The 22,217-nt window shown below is 55.0% G+C and carries 24 protein-coding genes; 14 read left to right on the plus strand and 10 right to left on the minus strand.

The window, feature by feature from the left end; genetic code table 11:
* Positions 1–139 precede the first annotated feature (139 nt).
* The 4 genes from FAP39_RS00640 to FAP39_RS00655 are packed head-to-tail and all read left to right on the plus strand — an operon-like array spanning position 140 to position 3,051.
* Positions 140–817 carry a cell division ATP-binding protein FtsE gene (locus tag FAP39_RS00640; RefSeq protein ID WP_138014429.1) on the plus strand — a complete coding sequence of 226 codons (678 nt, stop codon included), beginning with the start codon at positions 140–142 and terminating at the stop codon, positions 815–817.
* Positions 814–1,719: a cell division protein FtsX gene (locus FAP39_RS00645; RefSeq protein ID WP_138014430.1), complete on the plus strand. Its 906-nt coding sequence runs from the start codon at positions 814–816 to the stop codon at positions 1,717–1,719. The genes FAP39_RS00640 and FAP39_RS00645 overlap by 4 nt, the downstream gene beginning before the upstream one ends.
* The gene (locus FAP39_RS00650; RefSeq protein ID WP_138014431.1) at positions 1,719–2,462 is read left to right on the plus strand and encodes a lysophospholipid acyltransferase family protein; all 744 of its coding nucleotides are present in this window, start codon (positions 1,719–1,721) and stop codon (positions 2,460–2,462) included. The genes FAP39_RS00645 and FAP39_RS00650 overlap by 1 nt, the downstream gene beginning before the upstream one ends.
* Positions 2,446–3,051, plus strand: a complete 606-nt coding sequence (locus tag FAP39_RS00655) for a pyridoxamine 5'-phosphate oxidase family protein (protein ID WP_138014432.1) — start codon at positions 2,446–2,448, stop codon at positions 3,049–3,051. The genes FAP39_RS00650 and FAP39_RS00655 overlap by 17 nt, the downstream gene beginning before the upstream one ends.
* Positions 3,052–3,156: 105 nt before the next feature.
* Here FAP39_RS00655 and lpdA read toward each other — a convergent pair whose 3' ends face one another.
* The 9 genes from lpdA to mdh form a co-directional block, all read right to left on the minus strand.
* The gene (lpdA, locus tag FAP39_RS00660) at positions 3,157–4,554 is read right to left on the minus strand and encodes a dihydrolipoyl dehydrogenase (RefSeq protein WP_138014433.1); all 1,398 of its coding nucleotides are present in this window, start codon (positions 4,552–4,554) and stop codon (positions 3,157–3,159) included.
* Positions 4,555–4,643: 89 nt separating this feature from the next.
* Positions 4,644–5,114, minus strand: coding sequence for a hypothetical protein (locus tag FAP39_RS00665; protein ID WP_138014434.1), 471 nt, complete (start codon positions 5,112–5,114; stop codon positions 4,644–4,646).
* Between the two features lie 119 nt (positions 5,115–5,233).
* A complete protein-coding gene (gene odhB / locus FAP39_RS00670) occupies positions 5,234–6,712 on the minus strand; it encodes a 2-oxoglutarate dehydrogenase complex dihydrolipoyllysine-residue succinyltransferase (RefSeq protein WP_138014435.1) in 1,479 nt (492 codons plus the stop codon).
* Positions 6,713–6,715: 3 nt separating this feature from the next.
* Entirely contained in the window at positions 6,716–9,676 is a 2,961-nt protein-coding gene (locus tag FAP39_RS00675; RefSeq protein WP_138014436.1) for a 2-oxoglutarate dehydrogenase E1 component, read from the minus strand.
* Positions 9,673–10,209, minus strand: a complete 537-nt coding sequence (locus FAP39_RS00680; protein WP_138014437.1) for a DUF805 domain-containing protein — start codon at positions 10,207–10,209, stop codon at positions 9,673–9,675. The genes FAP39_RS00675 and FAP39_RS00680 overlap by 4 nt, the downstream gene beginning before the upstream one ends.
* Before the next feature lie 60 nt (positions 10,210–10,269).
* Positions 10,270–11,151, minus strand: a complete 882-nt coding sequence (gene sucD, locus FAP39_RS00685) for a succinate--CoA ligase subunit alpha (RefSeq protein ID WP_138014438.1) — start codon at positions 11,149–11,151, stop codon at positions 10,270–10,272.
* 5 nt (positions 11,152–11,156) lie between these two features.
* Positions 11,157–12,353, minus strand: coding sequence for an ADP-forming succinate--CoA ligase subunit beta (sucC, locus tag FAP39_RS00690; RefSeq protein WP_138014439.1), 1,197 nt, complete (start codon positions 12,351–12,353; stop codon positions 11,157–11,159).
* Positions 12,354–12,513: 160 nt separating this feature from the next.
* Positions 12,514–13,401: a glycosyltransferase family protein gene (locus tag FAP39_RS00695; RefSeq protein WP_138014440.1), complete on the minus strand. Its 888-nt coding sequence runs from the start codon at positions 13,399–13,401 to the stop codon at positions 12,514–12,516.
* A 3-nt stretch (positions 13,402–13,404) separates the two neighbouring features.
* On the minus strand, positions 13,405–14,367 hold the full coding sequence (gene mdh / locus FAP39_RS00700) for a malate dehydrogenase (protein WP_138014441.1): 963 nt from the start codon (positions 14,365–14,367) through the stop codon (positions 13,405–13,407).
* Positions 14,368–14,575: 208 nt separating this feature from the next.
* Here mdh and FAP39_RS00705 point away from each other — a divergent pair, with 208 nt between their 5' ends.
* Both FAP39_RS00705 and FAP39_RS00710 read left to right on the plus strand, forming a co-directional pair.
* Positions 14,576–14,782: an SHOCT domain-containing protein gene (locus FAP39_RS00705; RefSeq protein ID WP_138014442.1), complete on the plus strand. Its 207-nt coding sequence runs from the start codon at positions 14,576–14,578 to the stop codon at positions 14,780–14,782.
* Positions 14,783–14,866: 84 nt separating this feature from the next.
* Entirely contained in the window at positions 14,867–15,580 is a 714-nt protein-coding gene (locus tag FAP39_RS00710; RefSeq protein WP_138014677.1) for a sulfite exporter TauE/SafE family protein, read from the plus strand.
* Between the two features lie 273 nt (positions 15,581–15,853).
* On the opposite strand, the gene FAP39_RS00715 is transcribed toward FAP39_RS00710, so the two are convergent.
* Positions 15,854–16,165, minus strand: coding sequence for a hypothetical protein (locus FAP39_RS00715; protein WP_138014443.1), 312 nt, complete (start codon positions 16,163–16,165; stop codon positions 15,854–15,856).
* Between the two features lie 185 nt (positions 16,166–16,350).
* On the opposite strand from FAP39_RS00715, the gene FAP39_RS00720 reads away from it, so the two are divergent.
* The 8 genes from FAP39_RS00720 to sdhA all read left to right on the plus strand — a co-directional run bounded on the left by FAP39_RS00720 (position 16,351) and on the right by sdhA (position 22,150).
* Positions 16,351–17,205, plus strand: coding sequence for an HpcH/HpaI aldolase/citrate lyase family protein (locus FAP39_RS00720; RefSeq protein WP_138014444.1), 855 nt, complete (start codon positions 16,351–16,353; stop codon positions 17,203–17,205).
* A gap of 32 nt (positions 17,206–17,237) precedes the next feature.
* On the plus strand, positions 17,238–17,786 hold the full coding sequence (locus FAP39_RS00725) for an NnrU family protein (protein ID WP_138014445.1): 549 nt from the start codon (positions 17,238–17,240) through the stop codon (positions 17,784–17,786).
* A gap of 4 nt (positions 17,787–17,790) precedes the next feature.
* Complete coding sequence (locus tag FAP39_RS00730; protein WP_138014446.1) at positions 17,791–17,994, plus strand: DUF1737 domain-containing protein; 204 nt, start codon at positions 17,791–17,793, stop codon at positions 17,992–17,994.
* A 1-nt stretch (position 17,995) separates the two neighbouring features.
* Positions 17,996–19,027, plus strand: a complete 1,032-nt coding sequence (locus tag FAP39_RS00735) for a MaoC family dehydratase (RefSeq protein ID WP_138014447.1) — start codon at positions 17,996–17,998, stop codon at positions 19,025–19,027.
* Positions 19,028–19,058: 31 nt separating this feature from the next.
* Positions 19,059–19,256 carry a hypothetical protein gene (locus FAP39_RS00740; RefSeq protein WP_138014448.1) on the plus strand — a complete coding sequence of 66 codons (198 nt, stop codon included), beginning with the start codon at positions 19,059–19,061 and terminating at the stop codon, positions 19,254–19,256.
* A 305-nt stretch (positions 19,257–19,561) separates the two neighbouring features.
* On the plus strand, positions 19,562–19,945 hold the full coding sequence (sdhC, locus tag FAP39_RS00745; protein ID WP_138014449.1) for a succinate dehydrogenase, cytochrome b556 subunit: 384 nt from the start codon (positions 19,562–19,564) through the stop codon (positions 19,943–19,945).
* 12 nt (positions 19,946–19,957) lie between these two features.
* Entirely contained in the window at positions 19,958–20,329 is a 372-nt protein-coding gene (gene sdhD / locus FAP39_RS00750; RefSeq protein ID WP_138014450.1) for a succinate dehydrogenase, hydrophobic membrane anchor protein, read from the plus strand.
* 15 nt (positions 20,330–20,344) lie between these two features.
* Positions 20,345–22,150 (plus strand): succinate dehydrogenase flavoprotein subunit, encoded by a 1,806-nt coding sequence (gene sdhA / locus FAP39_RS00755; RefSeq protein WP_138014451.1) that lies wholly within the window; start codon positions 20,345–20,347, stop codon positions 22,148–22,150.
* Positions 22,151–22,217: the final 67 nt, after the last annotated feature.

Consider the following 22,217-nt stretch of genomic DNA (forward strand, 5'->3'; position numbering starts at 1 on the left):
CTCTGATTTCCCCAAGTCGACTTTCGTTGGGTCAGCATATGATGGAACTTTCGTTAGTGAAAGGCCAAAGCCGCGCGAGGATGGATTGAAACCGCGGCGATGCTCGGGCACAACAGGGCAACCAAAAAGGGCCAAAGACGTGATCGAACTGGAAAACACAGCCTATAGCTATGGCGGAGGCGAATTGCTGAGCGAGATTTCTCTCAAGCTTTCGCCGGGATCGTTCCACTTTTTGACGGGGCCTTCGGGATCTGGAAAAACCACTTTTCTCAAACTTTGCTATGGCGCGTTGACGGCCACGTCAGGGCAGGTCCGGCTGTTTGACCAAGATGTGCGGGATATGACACGTGATGACCATGCTATGGCGCGCCGCCGGATTGGCGTTGTCCATCAGGATTGCCAGTTTCTCGACCATATCCCGATTGCTGACAATGTGGCTCTGCCTTTATCGGTGACGGGACGAGATAGCCTAGAGCATGTGGCAGACCTCAAGGAGCTTTTGCAGTGGGTTGGTCTGGGCAATCGGGCCAGTTCGCTGCCGCCAGAATTATCTGGTGGTGAAAGACAACGCGCCGCTTTGGCGCGCGCAGTGATCATGTCGCCAGATGTCGTGCTGGCGGACGAACCTACAGGCAATGTTGATTGGGAAATGTCCCAGCGCCTTTTGCAATTGCTGATCGAACTAAATCGGATGGGCAAGACAATCATGATCGCCACGCACGATATGAATTTGATCCGCGCCGCCAAGGCGAAAGTTCAGGCGCGTGTTCTTCGGATTGCCAATCGCAAACTTCAACTGGCCGGGGCCGACCTATGACCGATTTTGTCAAAGCGGCGCGTGACTTCATTTCTGGCGATGCCCATGCGGATCGTGTTGTGCCGCCGTCAGGCATTACGGCACGTCTGACAACCTTTGTGTCGGGCACGATGGCATTTTTGACTGTATTTGCGCTTGCCTTGTCGTTGGCATCGGGGCGGCTGGCGACGCGTTGGGGCGATGATCTGGCGCACAGCTCGACCCTACGAATCTCGGCTCCTGCGGGCCAAGTGGCAGAGCAAACCGCCGTGGCTATTCGTGTTTTGGAAAGCACACCGGGCATTGAAGCGGTGCGTGCCCTGTCGTCAGACGAACAGCGGGCGTTGCTTGAGCCATGGTTTGGCCCTGACTTGCCCGTCGATAGCTTGCCGATTCCACAGCTGATTGAAATTCTTGAAACAGACGACGGGTATGACGCAGCAGGATTGCGGTTGCGCTTGCAGGCCGAAGTCCCCGGCGCAATTCTCGATGATCACACGCGCTGGCGCAAACCGTTGGAACAGGCTGCTGGGCGTCTGCGCTTGTTGGGGTGGTTGGCAATTGGCTTGATTGCAGTGTCCACGGCGGCCATGATCACGCTGGCTGCGAACGCTGCCCTTGCAGCGAATGCACAAGTGATTGGGGTTTTGCGGTTGGTTGGTGCGCGTGACAGTTACATTGCGAATGCCTTTGTGCGCCGCTTTACCCTGCGTGCCCTGACCGGAGGTGCCGTTGGCACCATTCTGGGTCTGGGGGCCGTTCTTTTGTTGCCATCGGCCCAGAGCGCAGGCGGATTTTTGACGGGCCTCGGGTTTCAAGGGGCCGGATGGGTCTGGCCGCTATTGATCCCACCCCTTGCGGGCGGTGTTGCTTATTTTGCGACGGGCGCTGCAGCGCGTCGCACCTTGTCGGAGAGTTTGTAATGAGACATGCCGTTCAATGGGTACGTTCGTATCTTTTTGTGATTCAGATGTACATAATGATGCCTCTTGTGGGCTTGGCGTTCGCTCCGTGGGCGTTGTTTAGCAAAGCCGGTGCGCGGGCGTGTTGTAAGACGTATTCGCGCTGGGTGTTTTGGACGGCACGCTGGATGGTTGGCATCCGCTGTGAAGTCCGCGGCACACCACCCACCGGCGAAGTTCTTGTTCCAGCCAAACACCAGTCGTTTCTGGATATTATGATGATTTTTACAGCCATGCCGACGGCCAAGTTCATCATGAAAAAAGAAATTCTGCGCACGCCTGTGATTGGGCAATATGCCCGATTGCTGGATTGTGTCGCCGTGGATCGCGGCAAGCGCGGGGCGGCTATCGACAAAATGGTCAGCGATGTGCGCGAGGGGCGGCAAGAAGCGGGTCAGCTGATTATTTATTCCCAAGGCACACGTGTCGCGCCCGGTGTCAAAGCTGACTATAAGGTGGGCACGGGCGTGCTGTACGAACAACTTCAGCAGACGGTTGTGCCCGTTGCCACAAATGTCGGGGTTCTTTGGCCGCGACGCGGGATGTATCGTAAACCGGGTGTGGCGGTGGTGGAATTCCTTGATCCTATCGCGCCGGGAAAACCGCGCCACGAATTCATGGCCGAGCTCGAGCAAGTCGTCGAAGAAAGATCTGATGCGCTGATGCGCGAAGCGGGGTTTGATCCTGATGCAGTACATCACTGATATTTCCGAACTGGAAGACATTTATGGCACGCCTGCGCCAGCGTCCCTGCGCAAGGTTGCCGGCTATCTCACGCCGGAATATCGGCGCTGGATCATGGCATCGCGGTTTTGTGTGGTGTCAACTGTTGGGCCGGATGGCACAGACGGCAGCCCGAGGGGTGATGACGGCCCCGTGGTCCAAGCGCTGGATGACCACACGCTGGCGATGCCGGATTGGCGCGGCAACAATCGTATGGATACCCTGCGGAATATTGTTCTGGATGATCGAATTTCCCTGATGTTCATGGTGGCGGGCTCTACGAATGTGGTGCGTGTGAACGGGCGTGCACGCATTACCGCAGACGCTGACATGTGTGCGCGTTTCGAGGTAAAAGGCAAACATCCGCGCAGCGTTGTCGTCATCAAGATTACCGAGGTCTATTTTCAATGTGCCCGCGCCATTATGCGTGCGCAGATTTGGGACGGCGAAGACCAAAGCGCGGGCTTGCCCACAGCAGGTGATATTCTGGCAGCAATGACGGATCATCAGGAAGGTGGCGCATTTTATGACGATGCATGGCAGGCACGTGCCGCAGAGACGATGTGGTAGCCCCAGACATATGCGCACCACGCGATAACGGCCAATCGTGCGACCCAAGTTTCAATAAAAAAGGCGCCCTGAAAAGAGCGCCTTTTTTCGTTGATAGGATGTTCTTTAGCTGTGGATTGCACCGTCGCCACAGGCCAGAGCCGCCTCGCGGACAGCCTCGGAGTAGGTGGGGTGCGCATGGCAAGTCAATGCGATGTCTTGCGCGGATGCACCAAATTCCATAGCCACACAGATTTCGTGGATCATGTCGCCTGCGCCGGGTCCGATGATGGAACATCCTAGAACGCGGTCGGTTTCTGCGTCCACGATCAGCTTCACAAAACCGTCGCCCTGATGCACGGCCTTGGCACGTGCGTTGCCCATGAACATGAACTTGCCAACCTTGGTCTTGCGACCTTCGGCCTTCAACGCAGCCTCGGTGGCACCCACGGTGGCAACCTCTGGGGTGGTGTAGACCACGCCGGGGATGACGCCGTAATTCACGTGGCCATGTTTGCCAGCGATCACCTCGGCAACGGCCATGCCTTCGTCTTCGGCTTTGTGGGCCAACATCGGGCCTTCGATCACGTCACCGATGGCATAGATGCCAGCCACGTTTGTGCGCCACTGCGCATCTGTCGCGATCTGTCCGCGTTCGGTCAGCTTGACGCCTGCGGTGTCCAGACCCAGACCCTCGTAATAGGGGCGACGACCTGTTGCCACCAGAACCACGTCGGCATCCAGAGTTTCCTCTGTGTCAGGCGCTTTCTTGAGGGCGTATTTAACCTTGGCTTTGGTTTTGCTGGCGTCCACGCCGGACACCGCAGCACCCATCACAAAGGTCAGGTTCTGTTTTTCAAGGATACGTTTGAACGTCCGCTGCACGTCGGCATCCATGCCGGGGCACACGGCGTCCATGTATTCCACGACGGTGACCTCGGACCCGAGGCGCGCATAGACCGACCCCAGTTCCAGACCGATCACGCCTGCGCCAATCACGACCATTTTCTTGGGCACTTTGGGCAGTTCAAGCGCACCGGTGGAATCCACCACGATGCCTTTGTCGTTGTCGACCTCAACACCGGGCAGGGCAGAGGGAACCGAACCAGACGCAACCACGATGTTCTTGGTCTCATAGGTGGTGTCACCGACCTTGACCTTGCCTGCGGCCTCAATGGTGCCATAGCCCTTGATCCAGTCGATCTTGTTCTTTTTGAACAGGAATTCGATGCCGCCCGTGTTTTGACCCACGACGTCGGACTTATAGGCTTTCATCTGCTTCCAATCGACCGAAGGTGATTTGCCCTTGAGGCCCATGTCAGCAAAATTATGCTCGGCTTCGTGCAGCATATGCGTGGCATGCAACAACGCCTTGGACGGGATACAGCCCACGTTCAGGCAGGTGCCGCCAAGGGTTTCACGGCCTTCTACGACTGCGGTTTTCAGGCCCAGTTGGGCACAGCGAATGGCCGACACATAGCCGCCGGGGCCTGCGCCGATGATGATGACGTCATATTGAGACATGGGTCATTTTCCTTTGTTTTTCGACGTCGGTATCGCGTCGGTTTAGTGTCGGTATTGCGTCGGTGTTCATGACGCAGTCAGTTTCTTTTTTAACCCAACCAACCTTGCGCAGCGTCGAACACCTTGTCTGCAATTTGCGAGATTATCTCATTTTGCACAGCTTCGCCGATACGCCCGGTTGCTTGACTAAGGGCGGCTCCCAACGTGGTTTTACCTTCACCAAAAGGCTGCCCTAGGATAGCAAGTGACTTTGACGAAAGAACGTAGTCGTACGGGAAATCTGAAGTAGGGTCAGAGTGAATAAATCCGTCCGCCTTCATCCAGCCCAGCATGAGTTTCATGTAGTGAACCTTCAACTGATCGTTCTGTGCGACTTCTCCAATTGGGACTTGCCTAGAGGAACGCTTGCCATCTTTGACTGACAGTCCAGACCCTGCGGCCAATATTTCAAAATCAGGCCACAAATCGTCGAGTTTCAGGTGGACCGCTGCGGGGAACGAGTTTTGAAGCCGAGCAAGAACGACGCCAAAGAACACCTTTGATGCTTCGACGTTTGTCATTACACGCGTCCTGTGTCCGAATTCCGCGGCAGGGCCTGCCCCACCCCCATGGGGAGGGAGCTATCGCACCCACCCGGAGGTCCGAATGCCGCTCTATGTTGTGAGCGACTGGCCAAGGCTTACAGATCCATCAACAACCGACGGGGATCTTCCAGCGCTTCTTTGACGCGCACGAGGAAGGTCACAGCCCCTTTGCCGTCGACGATGCGGTGATCATACGACAGCGCTAGATACATCATCGGGCGGATCACAACTTGGCCATTGATCGCCATCGGACGGTCTTGGATTTTGTGCATGCCAAGGATGCCGGATTGTGGTGGGTTCAGGATCGGCGAAGACATCAACGAGCCATAGACACCACCGTTCGAGATGGTGAACGTGCCGCCTTGCATTTCTGCCATGGACAGTTTGCCATCGCGTGCACGGCGGCCTTTTTCTGCGATCGCTTTTTCGATCTCGGCAAAGGACATTTGATCGGCGTCACGGATGACCGGCACAACCAGACCCGTGGGCGTACCCGCAGCAATGCCCATGTGCACGAATTTTTTGTACACGATGTCGGTGCCGTCGATTTCGGCGTTCACTTCAGGCACTTCTTTGAGCGCATGACAGCAGGCTTTGGTAAAGAACGACATAAAGCCGAGGCGTGCGCCGTGCTTTTTCTCGAACTCGTCTTTGTATTGCTTACGCAGAGCCATGGTCTCGGTCATGTCCACCTCGTTATAGGTGGTCAGCATGGCGGCTGTGTTCTGGCTGTCTTTTAGACGACGCGCGATGGTTTGACGCAAACGGGTCATTTTCACACGCTCTTCGCGAGCGGCATCATCCGCAGGCACAGGCGCACGTGGTGCTGCCGCAGCAGCTGGTGCAGGTGCGGCCGCAGGGGCCAGAGCCGCCTTAAGCACGTCTTCTTTCATGATGCGGCCATCGCGACCCGATCCGGCAACGTTTGCAGCATCAAGACCTTTTTCCGCCATCAATTTGTTGGCTGATGGGGCGTTTTCTACATCTTTGCCTGTCGATGCGGCTGCAGGTGCTGCAGCAGCAGGCGCGGCGACAACGGCACCGGATGACGAGATGACTGCCAGCTTGGCTGTGGCATCGACTGTGCTGCCTTCAGGGGCAGTGATTTCAGCCAAAACGCCGGCTGCAGGGGCAGGGACTTCGACGGACACTTTGTCGGTTTCCAGCTCGCACAGCATTTCGTCTTGGGCAACAGCATCGCCCACGGCTTTGAACCATGTGGACACGGTGGCCTCAGTAACGCTTTCGCCCAGTGTGGGCACCATCACGTCAACGGAGTCACCACCGGCTGGGGCGGCGGCTGCAGGAGCGGCTGCGGCGGGCGCAGGGGCGGCACCTTCACCGGCAACGATGGTGGCCAGCAGCGCATCAACGCCTACTGTGTCGCCTTCGGCAGCGATAACTTCACCCATCACGCCAGCGGCAGGTGCGGGAACTTCGACGGTGACTTTGTCGGTTTCCAATTCGCACAGCATTTCGTCAACAGCGACGGCGTCTCCTGGTTTTTTGAACCAGGTGGCCACGGTGGCCTCGGTGACGCTTTCGCCAAGTGTGGGGACGCGAACTTCGGTCATGGATCAGTTTCCTTCGATGGTCAGCGCGGCGTTCACCAGCGCGGCTTGTTGTGCTTTGTGTTGGCTTGCAAGTCCGGTTGCCGGAGACGCCGAAGCGGCGCGCCCTGCATAGACCGGACGGGTGTGTTTTGCTTTGATGCGGGTCAGGGCCCATTCGATATTTGGTTCGATGAACGACCATGCCCCTTGGTTCTTGGGCTCTTCCTGACACCAGACCATTTCGGCCCCTTTAAAGCGCTCGAGCTCTTTGGTCAGGGAATGGGCTGGGAAGGGATAGAATTGTTCGATGCGCAGCAAATACACATCGTCAATGCCACGTGTATCGCGCTCTTCAAGCAGGTCGTAATAGACTTTGCCAGAACACATCACGACACGTTTGATGTCTTTGTCTGCGACAAGCTGGGTGTCAGAGTGGCCTTTTTCTGCATCATCCCACAAGACACGGTGGAACGATGATCCGGTCACGAAATCTTCGACATTCGAGACACAAAGCTTGTGACGCAACAGAGACTTGGGCGTCATCAAGATCAGCGGCTTGCGGAAGCTGCGGTGGATTTGGCGCCGCAAGATGTGGAAATAGTTGGCCGGAGTCGAGCAATTCGCCACAATCCAGTTATCCCCGCCGCACATCTGCAAGAAGCGCTCGAGGCGTGCCGAGGAGTGCTCGGGGCCTTGGCCTTCAAAACCGTGGGGCAGCAAAACTGTCAATCCCGACATGCGCAGCCATTTGGATTCACCGGACGAGATGAATTGATCGAACATGATCTGGGCACCGTTGGCAAAGTCGCCAAACTGGGCTTCCCAAAGGGTCAATGCATTCGGTTCTGCCAGAGAGTATCCGTATTCAAAACCAAGCACAGCGTATTCTGAAAGGGCAGAATCGATGACTTCGTATTGTGCCTGACCAGCGCGAATATTGTTGAGCGGATAATACCGTTCTTCGGTATTTTGGTTCACGATGCCCGAATGGCGTTGGCTGAATGTGCCGCGTGTTGCGTCTTGGCCTGACAGGCGCACAGGATAGCCTTCGGTCAACAGAGAGCCAAAGGCCAGCGCTTCGGCCGTAGCCCAGTCAACACCTTTGCCGTCTTTAAACATCTTGGCTTTGCTCTCTAGCAAACGCCCAACGGTTTTGTGCATCGGAAACCCGTCTGGAACCCGTGCCAAAGATGCGCCGACTTCTTCCAGTGTTTCAGGTTTGATCGAGGTCTTGCCGCGCTGATAATCACCGTCTTCACGGTCCAGACCTGACCAGCGACCATCGAGCCAATCGGCTTTGTTCGGCTTATAATCTTTGCCTGTTTCGAATTCATCATTCAGCTTGGCTTGGAACGCCGCCTTCATGTCTTCGATTTCGCCCTCGGGGATCAGTCCGTCGGTGACCAGACGCTCTGTGTAGAGGGACAGGGTGGTTTTGTGGCCCTTGATGTTCTTGTACATCACAGGGTTGGTAAACATCGGCTCGTCGCCTTCGTTGTGACCAAAACGGCGATAGCAGAAGATATCCAGAACCACGTCTTTGTGGAACTTTTGGCGGAATTCTGTGGCCACTTTGGCGGCGTGCACGACCGCTTCGGGATCGTCGCCGTTCACGTGGAAAATCGGAGCCTCAACCACCAGCGCGTTGTCTGTCGGATAGGGCGAGCTGCGCGAGAAATGCGGCGCGGTGGTAAACCCGATCTGGTTGTTCACAACGATATGCATCGTGCCGCCAGCTTTGTGCCCGCGCAGACCAGACAGCGCAAAACACTCTGCCACGACGCCCTGACCGGCAAAGGCCGCATCGCCGTGCAACAGGATCGGCATCACAGATCCGCGTTCGGCATCTTTGTACTGGTCTTGTTTGGCGCGTACCTTACCCAGAACAACCGGATTGACGGCCTCTAGGTGGGATGGATTTGCCGTCAAAGACAAGTGAACGGTGTTGCCATCAAATTCGCGATCCGAAGAGGCCCCGAGGTGATATTTCACATCCCCAGACCCGTCGACGTCCTCGGGCTTAAAGCTACCGCCTTGGAATTCGTTGAAAATCGCGCGGTACGGTTTTTGCATGACGTTGGCCAAGACCGAAAGACGGCCACGGTGCGGCATGCCGATCACGATCTCGCGCACACCAAGGTTGCCGCCCCGCTTGATGATCTGTTCCATCGCCGGGATCAGAGATTCCCCGCCGTCCAGACCAAAGCGTTTGGTGCCCATGTATTTGACGTGCAGGAATTTCTCGAAACCTTCGGCCTCGACCATCTTGTTTAGAATGGCTTTGCGGCCTTCGCGGGTGAACTGGATTTCTTTCCCCAGCCCCTCGATGCGTTCCTTGAGCCAAGAGGCCTCTTCGGGATTCGAGATGTGCATGTATTGCAGGGCAAAGGTGCCGCAATAGGTGCGTTTTACGATATCCACGATCTGGCGCATGGTGGCAATGTCCAGCCCAAGCACCTTGTCGATAAAGATCGGGCGATCCATGTCGGCTTCGGAAAAGCCATAAGATTTTGGATCAAGCTCTGGGTGGCTGTTGGTGTCGCGCATGCCCAACGGGTCAAGGTCGGCCACCAAATGTCCGCGAATACGATAGGCACGGATCAACATCAGCGCACGGATCGAATCCAGTACGGCGCGTTTGATTTGCTCGTCAGAGACCTCGACGCCTTTGGTTGCGGCTTTGGCTTTGATTTTGTCGCCAGCGCCCTTGACCTCGGACGGTTCCGCCCATTCGCCGGTCAGCGCAGATGTCAGATCATCCTGAGGTTCCTGCGGCCAGTCGGTGCGTGCCCAGCTTGGACCCGCAGCTTCGGCTTTGACGTCCAGTTCTGCGTCGCCCAATTGGCGAAAGAACTCTTGCCAAGAGGCGTCGACGGCGTTGGGATCGTTGGCATAGCGGGCATACATTTGTTCGAGGTATTCCGCATTATGCCCCTGCATGAAAGAGGAGGCATGGAAGACGTCGTTGGAGGATTGTTCGGTCATGTTGTTACCTCTGCCGGGTTGGGACCGTAGTCGTTAGTGCCGGGTTGTGATGGCCGTGTCAGCCAGTAAAGAACCATAAATGGGGACAGGATCATCAGGAAAATCGCGATCAGCGCAAGAATTCCAGTGATCGAACTGTAGAAGGGGCCGGTGCCGCCAAACAGCAGCGATGTCATACCCGCGTCAATTGCCAACACCGTAAGCACACCCAGTGTGATCAGGAATGGAAAGAACAGGTAGAGACCGGATCGGCCCGAGTCATGCATGCGGCGCCATCCAAGCGCCAGATGCGGAATAAAGGTCGCCAAGGCAAAAATGGCCGCAAAGGGCCCGTCGCTTTGGGCTTGAATTGCCACGGATGTGTCGGTCGAGGTTGTTACAGAAGAGCCGAACAGGGCAAAGTCCACAACGCCCGCAATCATATTCCCCAGTAGAAGAAACAGGAAAAACCACCAGTATTCGCTTCTCGCGGCGCGGCCCGAGAAGGTAGCGTATTTGGTAAAACCGCTTTTGATCGCCGCTCCAAACGTCATCTGGATATATCCTCTCCTCCCAGAGAACCCCTCCGGCGCGAACGCCGGAGGGCATTATTCTTAGCCGATTGCCTTGAGTACAGCCTCGCCGAGACCAGCAGGGCTGTCAGCAACAACGATACCAGCCTCTTTCATGGCTTCGATCTTGTCTTCTGCGCCACCTTTGCCGCCAGCAACAATCGCGCCAGCGTGACCCATACGACGACCGGGAGGCGCCGTGCGGCCAGCGATAAAGCCAGCAGTTGGTTTCCAACGGCCTTTTTTACGCTCGTTGGCAAGGAATTCAGCGGCTTCTTCTTCTGCAGAGCCACCGATTTCACCAATCATGATGATCGACTGGGTCTCATCGTCGGACAGGAACATATCAAGGATGTCGATATGCTCGGTGCCTTTGATGGGGTCGCCACCGATACCAACAGCTGTGGACTGGCCAAGGCCGATGTCAGCAGTCTGTTTCACGGCTTCGTATGTCAGGGTACCTGAACGCGACACAACACCAACCGATCCACGTTTGTGGATGTGGCCAGGCATAATGCCGATTTTACAAGCATCCGGTGTAATCACGCCGGGGCAGTTAGGGCCGATCAGACGGCTGGAAGACCCTTCCAATGCGCGCTGTACTTTCATCATGTCCAGCACCGGAATGCCTTCGGTGATGCAGATGATCAGCTCCATGTCCGCGTCAATTGCCTCGAGGATCGAATCCGCCGCGAAGGGGGGCGGCACATAGATCACAGAAGCGTTGGCTTCGGTTTTGGCTTTGGCTTCGTGCACCGAGTTGAAGACGGGCAGGCCATGGTGGTCATTGCCGCCTTTGCCGGGGGTCACGCCGCCAACCATTTTGGTGCCATACGCGATGGCCTGTTCAGAGTGGAAAGTGCCCTGCGAGCCGGTAAAGCCCTGACAGATTACTTTGGTGTTTTCATCAACAAGAATTGCCATGGGTCTTAACCTTTCACCGCTTTCACGATTTTTTCTGCACCGTCGGAGAGGTTGTCAGCAGCGATCACATCAACGTCGGAGTTGTTGATGATGTCTTTGCCAGCTTCCACGTTGGTACCTTCAAGACGCACAACCAGCGGAACCTGCAGGCCGACTTCTTTCACCGCAGCGACAACGCCTTCGGCGATGACGTCACAGCGCATGATGCCGCCGAAGATGTTCACAAGGATGCCTTTTACGTTGGGGTCCGATGTGATGATCTTGAACGCTTCGGTCACTTTCTCTTTGGTGGCACCGCCACCGACGTCGAGGAAGTTGGCAGGTTCAGCACCGTAAAGTTTGATGATGTCCATTGTGGCCATCGCCAGACCCGCACCGTTCACCATGCAACCGATTTCACCGTCAAGAGCGATGTAGTTCAGGTCGTATTTAGAGGCTTCCAGCTCTTTCGCGTCTTCTTCTGTCTCGTCGCGCAGTTCCGCAATATCGGGGTGACGATACATGGCGTTGCCGTCAAAGCTAACTTTGGCGTCGAGCACTTTCAGATCACCCGAACCATCGAGAACGATCAGCGGGTTGATTTCCAGCATCTCCATGTCTTTCTCGACGAAAGCACGATAGAGGTTGCCCATCAAGGCCACACATTGTTTCACTTGTGCGCCCTTAAGGCCCAGCGAGAATGCAATGCGGCGGCCGTGGAACGCTTGGTATCCAGTGGCCGGATCAACGGAGAAGGACAGGATTTTTTCAGGGGTCGACGCAGCGACCTCTTCAATGTCCATGCCGCCTTCGGTCGAGCATACAAACGAAATGCGCGATGTTTGACGATCTACCAACAATGCGAGGTAAAGTTCGTTTTCAATGTCTGACCCATCTTCGATGTAGATGCGGTTGACTTGTTTGCCAGCTGGACCGGTCTGGTGGGTCACAAGGGTGCGGCCCAACATCTTTTTGGCTTCTTCAGCGGCTTCTTCTACCGACTTGGCAAGGCGGACACCGCCTTTTTCGCCAGCATCAGCTTCCTTGAAGGAACCTTTGCCGCGTCCACCTGCGTGGATCTGCGCTTTGACAACCCAAAGAGGGCCGTCCATTTCGCCGGCTGCGGTTTTGGCATCCTCGGCCTTCAGGACAGCACGTCCTTCAGAAACCGGGGCACCGTAGGAGCGAAGCAATGCCTTCGCCTGATATTCGTGGATGTTCATGGAACTGTCCCATCTTGCTACGATTGCAGGTGGTTTTGACACAAGTTGCCCTTGCGTCTAAGCGTTTTTTTCAGGAAATCGCGTTTTTGGCCATTTTTTTTGCATTTGTGATCACAGCTCGAAAAAGTGTGATCACAAAAAACGATACATTCAAAAGAATCTATGAATTTTCACGTAGAACAAAGGCAGACAACCGATAGGCCAATCGCTTCCAAATTGGTATTTTGCGACCAGCAAACGGGTCATCACCGGCTGCAATTTTCTGGGTTGGATAGGAGTCGCAAAAGGCTGGCAAGCGCTCTGGAATCGGGTGCTTCACGAGGGTCGCGTCGCGGTTTTGCCAAGCATTGATATGGTTCAAAAACTGTGGACCAACCAAATCTAAGGGGGTTCGGATATCGGTGTCTGCGTGGTGTTGAGGCGTGCGAATTCGAGAGCTGTGCAATACTCTTGGGGCGATTGTGCGTGTGTCCCAGCTTCGGATCAAATCGCAATCAATGATGTTGTATTGCGGCGGCAGCGTCGCAATGCGAAGGTCCGAGTCAAACAGCGTCTCTCGCAGAATGGGTTGATCGATCTTGAGTGAGCTTTGCTCGAACGCGGTTTTCCAATGGGTCAAAAACGCATCGGTTTGCGCTGACTTTTTGAGGCCGATAACACCGCTGTTATACTGTGGAAATGCCGCGGGGATTGGCTTGGTGTGACGCACCAGAGTGTGGCCGCTGATGTTCAAGCGTTGATCATGTGCCAGCGCGATGTCAAATCGATCAAGCACGTCAAATACGTCCGCAATCGAGGCAAGCACAAACAAATCGCTGTCTAGGCAAATGGTTTTGGAAAACCGTGATCGCAATAGCGCTTCGAACCGTGGCCGCGTCGTGTTCTGCGTAAGTTTATGAATTTGCGAGAAAACCGGAAAATCGCAGTCCTGATCTGTAAACAGGTCGATGTCGATATCTGGATGATGTGTGGCCACAGTGGCTGCGGCTTGTTGGGCCAGACTGGTATAGTCTGGCCCTGTCGCGGCGAAAAGAAAGCCGCGTGTCATGTCTTAAGCCAACGAGTTATCGATGCCTTTGCAAGCGTCAACAAGACCTTGAACAGCTTTGACTGAGGTGTCGAACATTTCTTGCTCTTCTTTGTTGAGCTTGATGTTGACGATACGCTCGATGCCGCCGGCGCCGATAACTGTTGGAACGCCCACATACATGTCGTTCACACCCAGATCGCCGTCGCAATATGCGGCACATGGCAGAACGCGCTTCTGGTCTTTCAGGTACGCTTCGGCCATTTCGATGGCGGATGTCGCTGGTGCATAGAACGCAGAACCAGTTTTCAACAGGCCAACAATCTCTGCGCCACCGTCACGGGTGCGCTGTACGATTGCGTCCATTTTGTCCTGAGTTGTCCAGCCCATGTCGATGAGATCTGGCAAAGGAATACCTGCGACTGTGGAATACCGTACCGACGGTACCATTGTGTCGCCGTGGCCACCCAGAACAAACGCAGTGACGTCGCGCATGGATACTTTGAACTCTTCAGCAAGGAAATGGCGGAAACGTGCCGAATCCAAAACGCCAGCCATACCGCAAACTTTGTGCGCAGGCAGGCCGGAGAACTTTTGCAACGCCCAAACCATCGCATCAAGCGGGTTGGTGATGCAGATTACAAATGCGTCTGGCGCGTGTGCTGCGATGCCTTCGCCAACGGATTTCATAACCTTGAGGTTGATTCCAAGAAGGTCATCGCGGCTCATGCCTGGTTTACGTGCAACGCCTGCTGTTACGATGCAGACATCTGCGCCAGCAATATCAGAATAGTCGCTGGTGCCTGACATGTCTGCGTCAAAGCCCTCGGAGGGGCCGGATTCTGCGATATCGAGGGCTTTGCCCTGTGGCAGTCCGTCTGCGATATCGAAAAGGACAACGTCACCCAGTTCTTTGATGGCTGCGAGGTGGGCGAGCGTGCCGCCGATGTTACCTGCGCCGATAAGGGCAATCTTTGGTCTGGCCATTGGATGTATCTCCGGTCGGGTTGAAATTTGCTGCTTTGCCTATCCATTCTGACCGAGTCACGCAAGGGTTTGCAGGCGCGGCGAAGCGATGCAGGAAGGGGAGCCGTTCAAATTTGTCCAAATAAACAAGAGCGATATGTGCCTTGCGCGAGGAGTCGCCGGTGGCTAAAAAGATAAAAACAGCACCCCAATCTAGATGGAAAATGCAATGAAACCGATCATCAAAGCCCTATTTGCACTTGTTTTGACAGGTATGACTTTGTCCGCATGCGGCAGCAGCAGCAAAACAACAAACAATGTCTCGACCACAACGGTTGGCGAAGAATTGGCGTCTTTGGAAAAAGCCCATGCCGAAGGGTTGCTGACCGAAAAAGAATACGAAGCACAGCGCAAAAAGATCCTAAGCAAGAAGTAAGCGTCGCAGAAATGCCCACGCCTTATTTCTGCAGTGCGGCGCCGGATAGAATCGGTGTCGCATAGCCCGACGCTTTGGGTCGCGATGGCCGTGGCGGTTGTCTTTGCTGGCGTTTCCAAAGGCGGCTTTGGCTCGGGTGCCGCCTTTGCCAGCGCGACGTTTCTCGCGATATTTTTGCCACCAACGCAAGCGCTTGGTGTGATGCTTCCACTTTTGATGCTGATAGATGTCGCAAATCTGCGCCCGTATTGGAACAAGTGGAGCTGGCCAGACGCCAGAATTCTGATTTTAGGAGGGGTGCCGGGCGTTGTTCTGGGCGTTGCTCTGTTCCGGGTGGCCAACGATGATGTGCTGCGTTTTCTGATCGGCATATTGTCTTTGGGCTTTGTCGCGTGGCGGCTTTTGCCCAATCAAATGGCGTCGCGGGCACCATTGTCCAAACCGGCCGGCGTTGTCGCGGGCGTAATCGCCGGGTTCACCAGCTTTGTGAGCCATGCCGGTGGCCCCCCCGTCGCCGTGTACTTGCTATCGCATAATTTGCAGAAAACGACGTTTCAAGCGACCACAGTGCTGGTCTTTTGGATCATCAATATTGCCAAGTTCGTGCCCTATGCGTTTTTGGGGGCGTTTACCGCCGAAAGTCTTTGGGCGGATTTGATCTTGGCTCCGTTCGCCCTTTTGGGCGCTTGGCTTGGGGTTAAGGCGCATTACAAAGTGTCCGAGCAGGCGTTCTTTGCTGTGACCTATGTGTTGTTGACGCTGACAGGGACCAAGCTGATTTGGGATGCGCTGGCCTAAGGGGCAGTTACACGTCAGCCGCGCAAAATTTGCGAAAATGTGGTATAGTACCGTCGCGCGCATTGCTTTTGCGCGCCAGACGACATCCGAAATTACCGGAGGATGATATATGAAATACAATCGGTGCGCCCCCGACCTCGTAACGAGGTGAGGGCGCCAACACCTTGGGAATTGGCGAACCTGCACCCGTGAGATGTTCGCCGATCGGAAGGTTAGGGCCGGCTTGCGAATCTTAGAACTCCGCGAGCCGGTTTGTATTTGAACATTCTATGATCAGGCACCGTCTTCGACAGGTGCGCGTGCCTCTGCTATTGTTTCATATGCCTGACCGGACGCGACAAGACAGGTCTGCCCATTTGTAAAGGTCACGATGATGGTCCAGGTGCCAGACGGTGCTGCAAACACTTCGATCACGGCGTTGTCTCCGCCCAGACCAATGGCTTGGCGTGTTTCGGAAAATGTGTTGGTCAGGCGGTCGATCACACGTGGACGCGGGGCGCAGCTTGTATTTTGTGCGGCGGCTTTTTCGGCGGCCAATACCAAAAGCCCCAATCCCATCGTGGCCTTAACAAATATGTCCTTCATGGTGTCACCTCACTGTTGTCGTCGTCTAAAACGCTCGGCTCAAGATGGGGCTAGTCTGTCGCGAAACTCTAAAAAACAGGGTTAATTACACGTTCGGTACGAATTTTCTGCATTGCGGCAATTTCCACCTTGAATTTATCGTCAAAAAATGGCCCATTCCGCGCAACTTTATTACGGAGAGATTCATGGATCAGCGCGCTCGCCCTTATCGTTCGGTTCTTTACATCCCTGGCTCGAAAGAGCGGGCACTGGAAAAGGCCAAAACCCTGCCTGTAGATGCCATCATCTTTGATCTCGAAGATGCTGTGTCTGTGGATGAAAAAGAAAATGCGCGCGGTATCCTTAAGGATGCACTGGCCGCTGGTGGGTATGGCAGCCGCATGCGCATCGTGCGTATCAACGGGCTTGATACACAATGGGGCGAGGCCGACGCTAAAGCCGCCGCTGCCATGGATTGTGATGCCGTGCTGTTGCCCAAGGTCGAAAGTGCTGCCCAAGTGGACGCGTTGGCAGCCTTGGTCGGTGATAAGCCGATCTGGGCCATGATGGAAACACCGCGTGGCATGTTGAATGCCGCAGAAATTGCTGCGCATCCACAGCTGACCGGGTTTGTGATGGGCACCAATGATTTGGCAAAAGAGCTGCAGTGCCGGTTCCGTGCGGATCGCCTGCCAATGCTAACATCGCTGTCGTTGTGCCTGTTGGCGGCCAAGGCCGAAGGGATCGTCATCGTCGATGGCGTGTATAATGCGTTTAAGGACACAGAGGGTTTGAAAACCGAATGTGACCAAGGGCGTGACATGGGGATGGATGGCAAAACGTTGATCCACCCCGCACAGGTTGATGTGGCCAACGCAGCCTTTGCCCCGACCGATGCCGAGATCGATTTGGCGCGCCGCCAGATCCAAGCTTTTGAAGAAACCGAAGCCAAGGGTGAAGGCGTGGCCGTCGTTGATGGCAAGATTGTTGAAAACCTGCACGTGGTGACGGCAAAGGAAATCCTTGCGAAAGCAGATGCAATCGCGGCGCTGGAAGGCTAAGTGTTGCCCCATAGGTCACAGGGGAGTTGATGATGACACTATTGATTATTGGGGTTCTGCTTTGGGCCGGGGCCCACTTCTTTAAGCGCGTTGCGCCCGATTTGCGCGCCAGCATGGGCGACAAAGGCAAGGGCCTTGTGGCTGTGCTGCTGGTGGTCAGCATCGTGCTGATGGTTATCGGCTATCGCAGCATGGATGAGATATATGTGTGGTCTCCGCCAAGCTGGGGCATCCATCTGAACAATCTTCTGATCTTGGTTGCGATCTTCTTGATGAGCCCTGCACCCAAAAAAGGAAAATTGTTTAACTGGATGCGTCATCCGATGTTGGCAGGCTTTCGGGCGTGGGCTGCAGCACACCTCTTGGTGAACGGCGATCTGGCATCGATCATTTTGTTCGGTGGATTGTTTGCATGGGCGTTTGTTCAAACGATCGTCATCAACCGCGCGGAACCAGAGTGGGCTCCAGATGCTTCAGGCAGCATTGCCAAAGACGGCATGTTCCTTGTGGCCTCTGTTGTCTTGATGGTCGTCATCGGGCTTGTGCATGGATGGCTTGGCTATCCTGTGTTCCCAGGGTGATATGATGAAGCTGTATCGTTTCCTGAGCGAAGAAGACACTTCGGCATTCTGCCACAAGGTGACAGATGCGTTGAATAAAGGGTGGGAGCTCTACGGAGCTCCGACCCAGACATTTTGTCAGGCCACAGGCGTGATGCGCTGCGGTCAGGCAGTCACCAAAGAGGTCGAGGGCACATATACCCCCGATACAAAACTAGGAGAACACTAGGATGGCCAAGACCAATCCGGGTCGGTTTTTTGAAGACTACACATTGGGTGATGTGATCCATCACGCCGTTCCTCGCACTGTGTCCGGGGGCGAGCGTGCTTTGTATCATGCGCTGTATCCGGCACGCCATGCGCTGTATTCGTCAGATGCGTTTGCGCAGGCAAGCGGGCTGCCAAAATCCCCGCTGGATGACCTTGTGGCCTTTCACGTGGTGTTTGGCAAAACCGTTCCGGATGTGTCTTTGAATGCTGTTGCCAATTTGGGCTATGCCGAAGGGCGCTGGCTTAAGCCGGTGTACGAAGGTGATACGCTGCGCTCAACGAGCGAAGTGATTGGACTTAAGCAAAACTCGAATGGCAAGACGGGTGTTGTCTATGTGCGTACACGGGGCCTGAACCAGCACGACGAAACCGTGATGGAATATGTGCGCTGGGTTATGGTGCGCAAAAATGATCTGGATGCACCTGCGCCGGAAACCGTTGTGCCCGAGCTGAGCAAAGTGATTGATCCTGCTGATTTGGTCATCCCAGAGGGGCTTGATTTCAGCAACTATGATTTCACACTTGCGGGCGAGGCGCACCGTTGGGCTGACTATGAGATCGGGGAAACCATCGACCACGTCGACGGCGTGACCTTGGAGGAAGCCGAGCACATGATGGGCACCCGCCTGTGGCAGAACACGGCCAAGGTGCACTTTGATGCAACTTTCCGTCCGGATGGTCAGCGCCTGATCTATGGCGGCCACATTATTAGCCTTGCACGCGCGCTAAGCTTTAATGGTCTGGCCAATGCCCAAATGATCGTTGGCCTGAACGGTGGCGCACATGCCAATCCGGCGTTCTCAGGTCTTACGGTCAAGGCGTGGTCCGAAGTCTTGGACAAGGCTGAAACAAATGTTCCCGGTGTTGGCGCGATCCGGTTGCGGTTGGTGGCCACAAAAGGTGGTGCACCATTTGAACTGCGCGCAGAGGATGGCAAATATCAGCCTGATGTGTTGCTTGATCTTGATTACTGGGCGTTGATGCCGCTGTAAGGTACGACGTTTAGCGTTTGAAAAGGCGGCCATGCTGACCTTTACGGATCGGCCCCATCGCGGGCCGATTTTTTTTGTGCGGGTGGGGGTGTCGGCCCCAGTTTGGCCCGTGGGGGAAATGATGTGTAATCTTGATGCCGCCGACATTGTCGCGCATACTCAGGTCGATTTTACAGATTTTATGGGACAGAAAGCACTGCGTGCAGATTTGAAATCCGAAACGTGGTGATGTTGGGATTTGTCGGAGTCTGAATTTGGGATCACCAATATTTTGTGGTCACAAAATGACGGCAGCGAGTTCTTGGGGGGCTACAGTGGCGGTAAACGAGGGGGAATTTCCCCGAAATGAGAATCTATTTTGTTGAGTATTTTTGTAAGTTTTGCATATGTGATCACGAAAAAAACACTGTGATCACAAAATAGAAGGAAATTTTCGAAATGCGCCAAAAAACCGCGCCTAACGCGCCGTGACAGCGGTGACAGCCCGAAAAAATACGTTACTAAAGAACCCAAGGGAAACCGAAAGGATGCAGAATGGCTGATGTGAACCGGGGCAATCGCCCGCTTTCGCCGCATTTGTCGATTTATCGCCCACAACTTACGTCGGTGACATCGATTTTTGCACGTATTACCGGTGTTGCGCTCTTGGGCGCGGCAATGCTTGTTGTGTGGTGGTTCCTCGCTGCGGCATCTGGTGCGGAATACTATGACTTCGTCAACGGGTTGATGACGTCGTTTGTGGGGGACCTTGTGATGTTCGCCGCATTGTGGGCGCTGTGCTATCACTTCTTGTCCGGTCTAAGACACCTGATCTGGGATATCGGTATTGGCATGGATGTCGAGACCGCCGAGAAAATGGGATGGGCTGTGATCTTTGGATCAATCATTTTGGCGGTTATCGTCGCCGTGATCGTGTAAGGAGCGCTGAGTATGCAATATTTAACAGATCGCAAACGTGCGGTGCATCGCGGATCTTCACGGTCAGGAACAGAGCATTTTTGGGGACAGGCCATTTCAGCGGTCGGCCTTATGGTTTTGATGCCTCTTTTTGCACTGACCTTTGGACATGCTCTTGGCATGGGGTATGAAGAGGCGATCGCCTATTATCAGCACCCGTTTCCTGCAATTATCGCCGCTTTGACGCTGGTTATTTCAATGGTGCACTTCCGTCATGGGGTGCAGGTCGTGATCGAGGATTACTCTCGCGGGACAACCAAGAAACTGATGATCATCATCGCAACTGCAATTTCCTATACCTTGATGGCCGGCGGCTTGTACGCAATTGGCCGTATTGCGTTTTAAGACCGGAGCGAAACAATGGCTTCTTATGAATACGAAACCCACGAATATGACGTGGTCGTAGTTGGCGCTGGTGGCGCTGGTCTGCGCGCAACGCTTGGCATGGCCGAACAGGGTCTGCGCACTGCTTGCGTCACAAAAGTTTTCCCAACGCGGTCCCACACTGTGGCAGCGCAAGGTGGTATTGCGGCATCCCTGTCCAACATGGGCCCTGACCACTGGCAGTGGCACATGTATGACACCGTAAAAGGGTCTGACTGGCTGGGTGATACCGATGCGATGGAATATCTCGCACGCGAAGCCCCCAAGGCGGTTTACGAGCTAGAGCACTATGGCGTGCCGTTCTCGCGGACGGAAGAAGGTAAAATCTACCAGCGCCCGTTCGGCGGTCACACCACCGAATTCGGTGAAGGACCTGCGGTGCAACGGACATGTGCTGCGGCTGACCGGACAGGTCACGCAATCCTGCACACGCTGTATGGCCAGTCTCTTAAGAACAACGCAGAATTCTATGTCGAGTATTTTGCCATTGATCTGATCATGTCGGATGATGGCCAATGCCAAGGCGTGGTCTGCTGGAAACTTGATGATGGCACGATGCACGTCTTTAACGCCAAGATGGTTGTTTTGGCGACTGGTGGCTATGGTCGTGCGTTCTTCTCGGCAACGTCTGCGCATACATGTACCGGTGACGGTGGCGGTATGGTGGCGCGTGCCGGTCTTGCATTGCAGGACATGGAGTTCGTGCAATTCCACCCAACTGGTATTTATGGGTCTGGCTGTTTGATCACAGAAGGCGCACGCGGTGAAGGCGGATATTTGACCAACTCTGAGGGCGAGCGTTTCATGGAACGCTATGCACCGCAGTACAAAGATCTTGCTCCGCGCGACTACGTGTCCCGCTCTATGACGATGGAAATTCGCGAAGGTCGCGGTGTTGGTGCCGAAGGGGATCACATTCACCTGAACCTGTCGCACTTGCCTGCCGAAGCCTTGGCAGAGCGCCTGCCGGGTATTTCGGAAAGCGCCAAGATTTTCGCTGGTGTTGACGTGACCAAGGAACCCATTCCGGTTTTGCCGACCGTGCACTATAACATGGGCGGTATTCCAACCAACTACTTCGGCGAGGTTCTGAACCCAACCGCCAAAGACAGCAACGCTGTGGTGCCTGGCTTGATGGCTGTTGGCGAAGCGGGCTGTGCGTCGGTCCACGGTGCGAACCGTTTGGGCTCCAACTCGTTGATTGACCTTGTGGTGTTTGGACGTGCAGCAGCCATCCGTGCTGGCAAAGTGGTTGATGCCGAGGCGCCAAACCCTGTGCTGAACCAAGCGTCAGTTGACGCAGCCTTTGATCGGTTTGATGGTTTGCGCCATGCTAAGGGCGGAATTCCTACGGCGGATCTGCGTCTTGAAATGCAGAAAACCATGCAGTCCGATGCAGCAGTATTCCGTACCAATGAATCGCTGGCCGAAGGTGTTGTGAAAATGACTGCCATTGCTGCGAAGATGGATGATCTGCACGTGACAGACACATCGTTGGTCTGGAACAGCGATCTGATGGAAACTCTCGAGCTGGCCAACTTGATGCCAAATGCTCTGGCGACGATCCACGGAGCCGAGGCTCGCAAGGAAAGCCGCGGTGCGCACGCACACGAGGATTATCCAACACGTGACGATGAGAACTGGCGCGTGCATACGATCAGCCGCGTTGATGGCAACAAGGTCGAGCTTTCGCATCGTCCGGTTGTTGTGGATCCTCTGACCACGGAAGACGAGGGCGGTATTAGCCTGAAAAAGATCGCTCCTAAAGCGCGGACGTTCTAAGAAAATGCCGAATTTGGCACATAGGGCGCTTTCTCTGGCGCATACTGTCGGTTCAACAGAAGCTTGC

The sequence above is a fragment of the Shimia litoralis genome (assembly GCF_005518135.1).
GTDB lineage: Bacteria > Pseudomonadota > Alphaproteobacteria > Rhodobacterales > Rhodobacteraceae > Shimia_E > Shimia_E litoralis.

Excerpts from the sequence above, each read along its gene's own strand:
- FAP39_RS00645 (WP_138014430.1), top strand. The coding sequence starts at position 814 with ATGACCGATTTTGTCAAAGCGGCGCGTGACTTCATTTCTGGCGATGCC.
- FAP39_RS00650 (WP_138014431.1), top strand. The coding sequence starts at position 1,719 with ATGAGACATGCCGTTCAATGGGTACGTTCGTATCTTTTTGTGATTCAG.
- FAP39_RS00655 (WP_138014432.1), top strand. The coding sequence starts at position 2,446 with ATGCAGTACATCACTGATATTTCCGAACTGGAAGACATTTATGGCACG.
- lpdA (WP_138014433.1), bottom strand. The coding sequence starts at position 4,554 with ATGTCTCAATATGACGTCATCATCATCGGCGCAGGCCCCGGCGGCTAT.
- FAP39_RS00665 (WP_138014434.1), bottom strand. The coding sequence starts at position 5,114 with ATGACAAACGTCGAAGCATCAAAGGTGTTCTTTGGCGTCGTTCTTGCT.
- odhB (WP_138014435.1), bottom strand. The coding sequence starts at position 6,712 with ATGACCGAAGTTCGCGTCCCCACACTTGGCGAAAGCGTCACCGAGGCC.
- FAP39_RS00675 (WP_138014436.1), bottom strand. The coding sequence starts at position 9,676 with ATGACCGAACAATCCTCCAACGACGTCTTCCATGCCTCCTCTTTCATG.
- FAP39_RS00680 (WP_138014437.1), bottom strand. The coding sequence starts at position 10,209 with ATGACGTTTGGAGCGGCGATCAAAAGCGGTTTTACCAAATACGCTACC.
- sucD (WP_138014438.1), bottom strand. The coding sequence starts at position 11,151 with ATGGCAATTCTTGTTGATGAAAACACCAAAGTAATCTGTCAGGGCTTT.
- sucC (WP_138014439.1), bottom strand. The coding sequence starts at position 12,353 with ATGAACATCCACGAATATCAGGCGAAGGCATTGCTTCGCTCCTACGGT.
- FAP39_RS00695 (WP_138014440.1), bottom strand. The coding sequence starts at position 13,401 with ATGACACGCGGCTTTCTTTTCGCCGCGACAGGGCCAGACTATACCAGT.
- mdh (WP_138014441.1), bottom strand. The coding sequence starts at position 14,367 with ATGGCCAGACCAAAGATTGCCCTTATCGGCGCAGGTAACATCGGCGGC.
- FAP39_RS00705 (WP_138014442.1), top strand. The coding sequence starts at position 14,576 with ATGAAACCGATCATCAAAGCCCTATTTGCACTTGTTTTGACAGGTATG.
- FAP39_RS00710 (WP_138014677.1), top strand. The coding sequence starts at position 14,867 with ATGGCCGTGGCGGTTGTCTTTGCTGGCGTTTCCAAAGGCGGCTTTGGC.
- FAP39_RS00715 (WP_138014443.1), bottom strand. The coding sequence starts at position 16,165 with ATGAAGGACATATTTGTTAAGGCCACGATGGGATTGGGGCTTTTGGTA.
- FAP39_RS00720 (WP_138014444.1), top strand. The coding sequence starts at position 16,351 with ATGGATCAGCGCGCTCGCCCTTATCGTTCGGTTCTTTACATCCCTGGC.
- FAP39_RS00725 (WP_138014445.1), top strand. The coding sequence starts at position 17,238 with ATGACACTATTGATTATTGGGGTTCTGCTTTGGGCCGGGGCCCACTTC.
- FAP39_RS00730 (WP_138014446.1), top strand. The coding sequence starts at position 17,791 with ATGAAGCTGTATCGTTTCCTGAGCGAAGAAGACACTTCGGCATTCTGC.
- FAP39_RS00735 (WP_138014447.1), top strand. The coding sequence starts at position 17,996 with ATGGCCAAGACCAATCCGGGTCGGTTTTTTGAAGACTACACATTGGGT.
- FAP39_RS00740 (WP_138014448.1), top strand. The coding sequence starts at position 19,059 with ATGCTGACCTTTACGGATCGGCCCCATCGCGGGCCGATTTTTTTTGTG.
- sdhC (WP_138014449.1), top strand. The coding sequence starts at position 19,562 with ATGGCTGATGTGAACCGGGGCAATCGCCCGCTTTCGCCGCATTTGTCG.
- sdhD (WP_138014450.1), top strand. The coding sequence starts at position 19,958 with ATGCAATATTTAACAGATCGCAAACGTGCGGTGCATCGCGGATCTTCA.
- sdhA (WP_138014451.1), top strand. The coding sequence starts at position 20,345 with ATGGCTTCTTATGAATACGAAACCCACGAATATGACGTGGTCGTAGTT.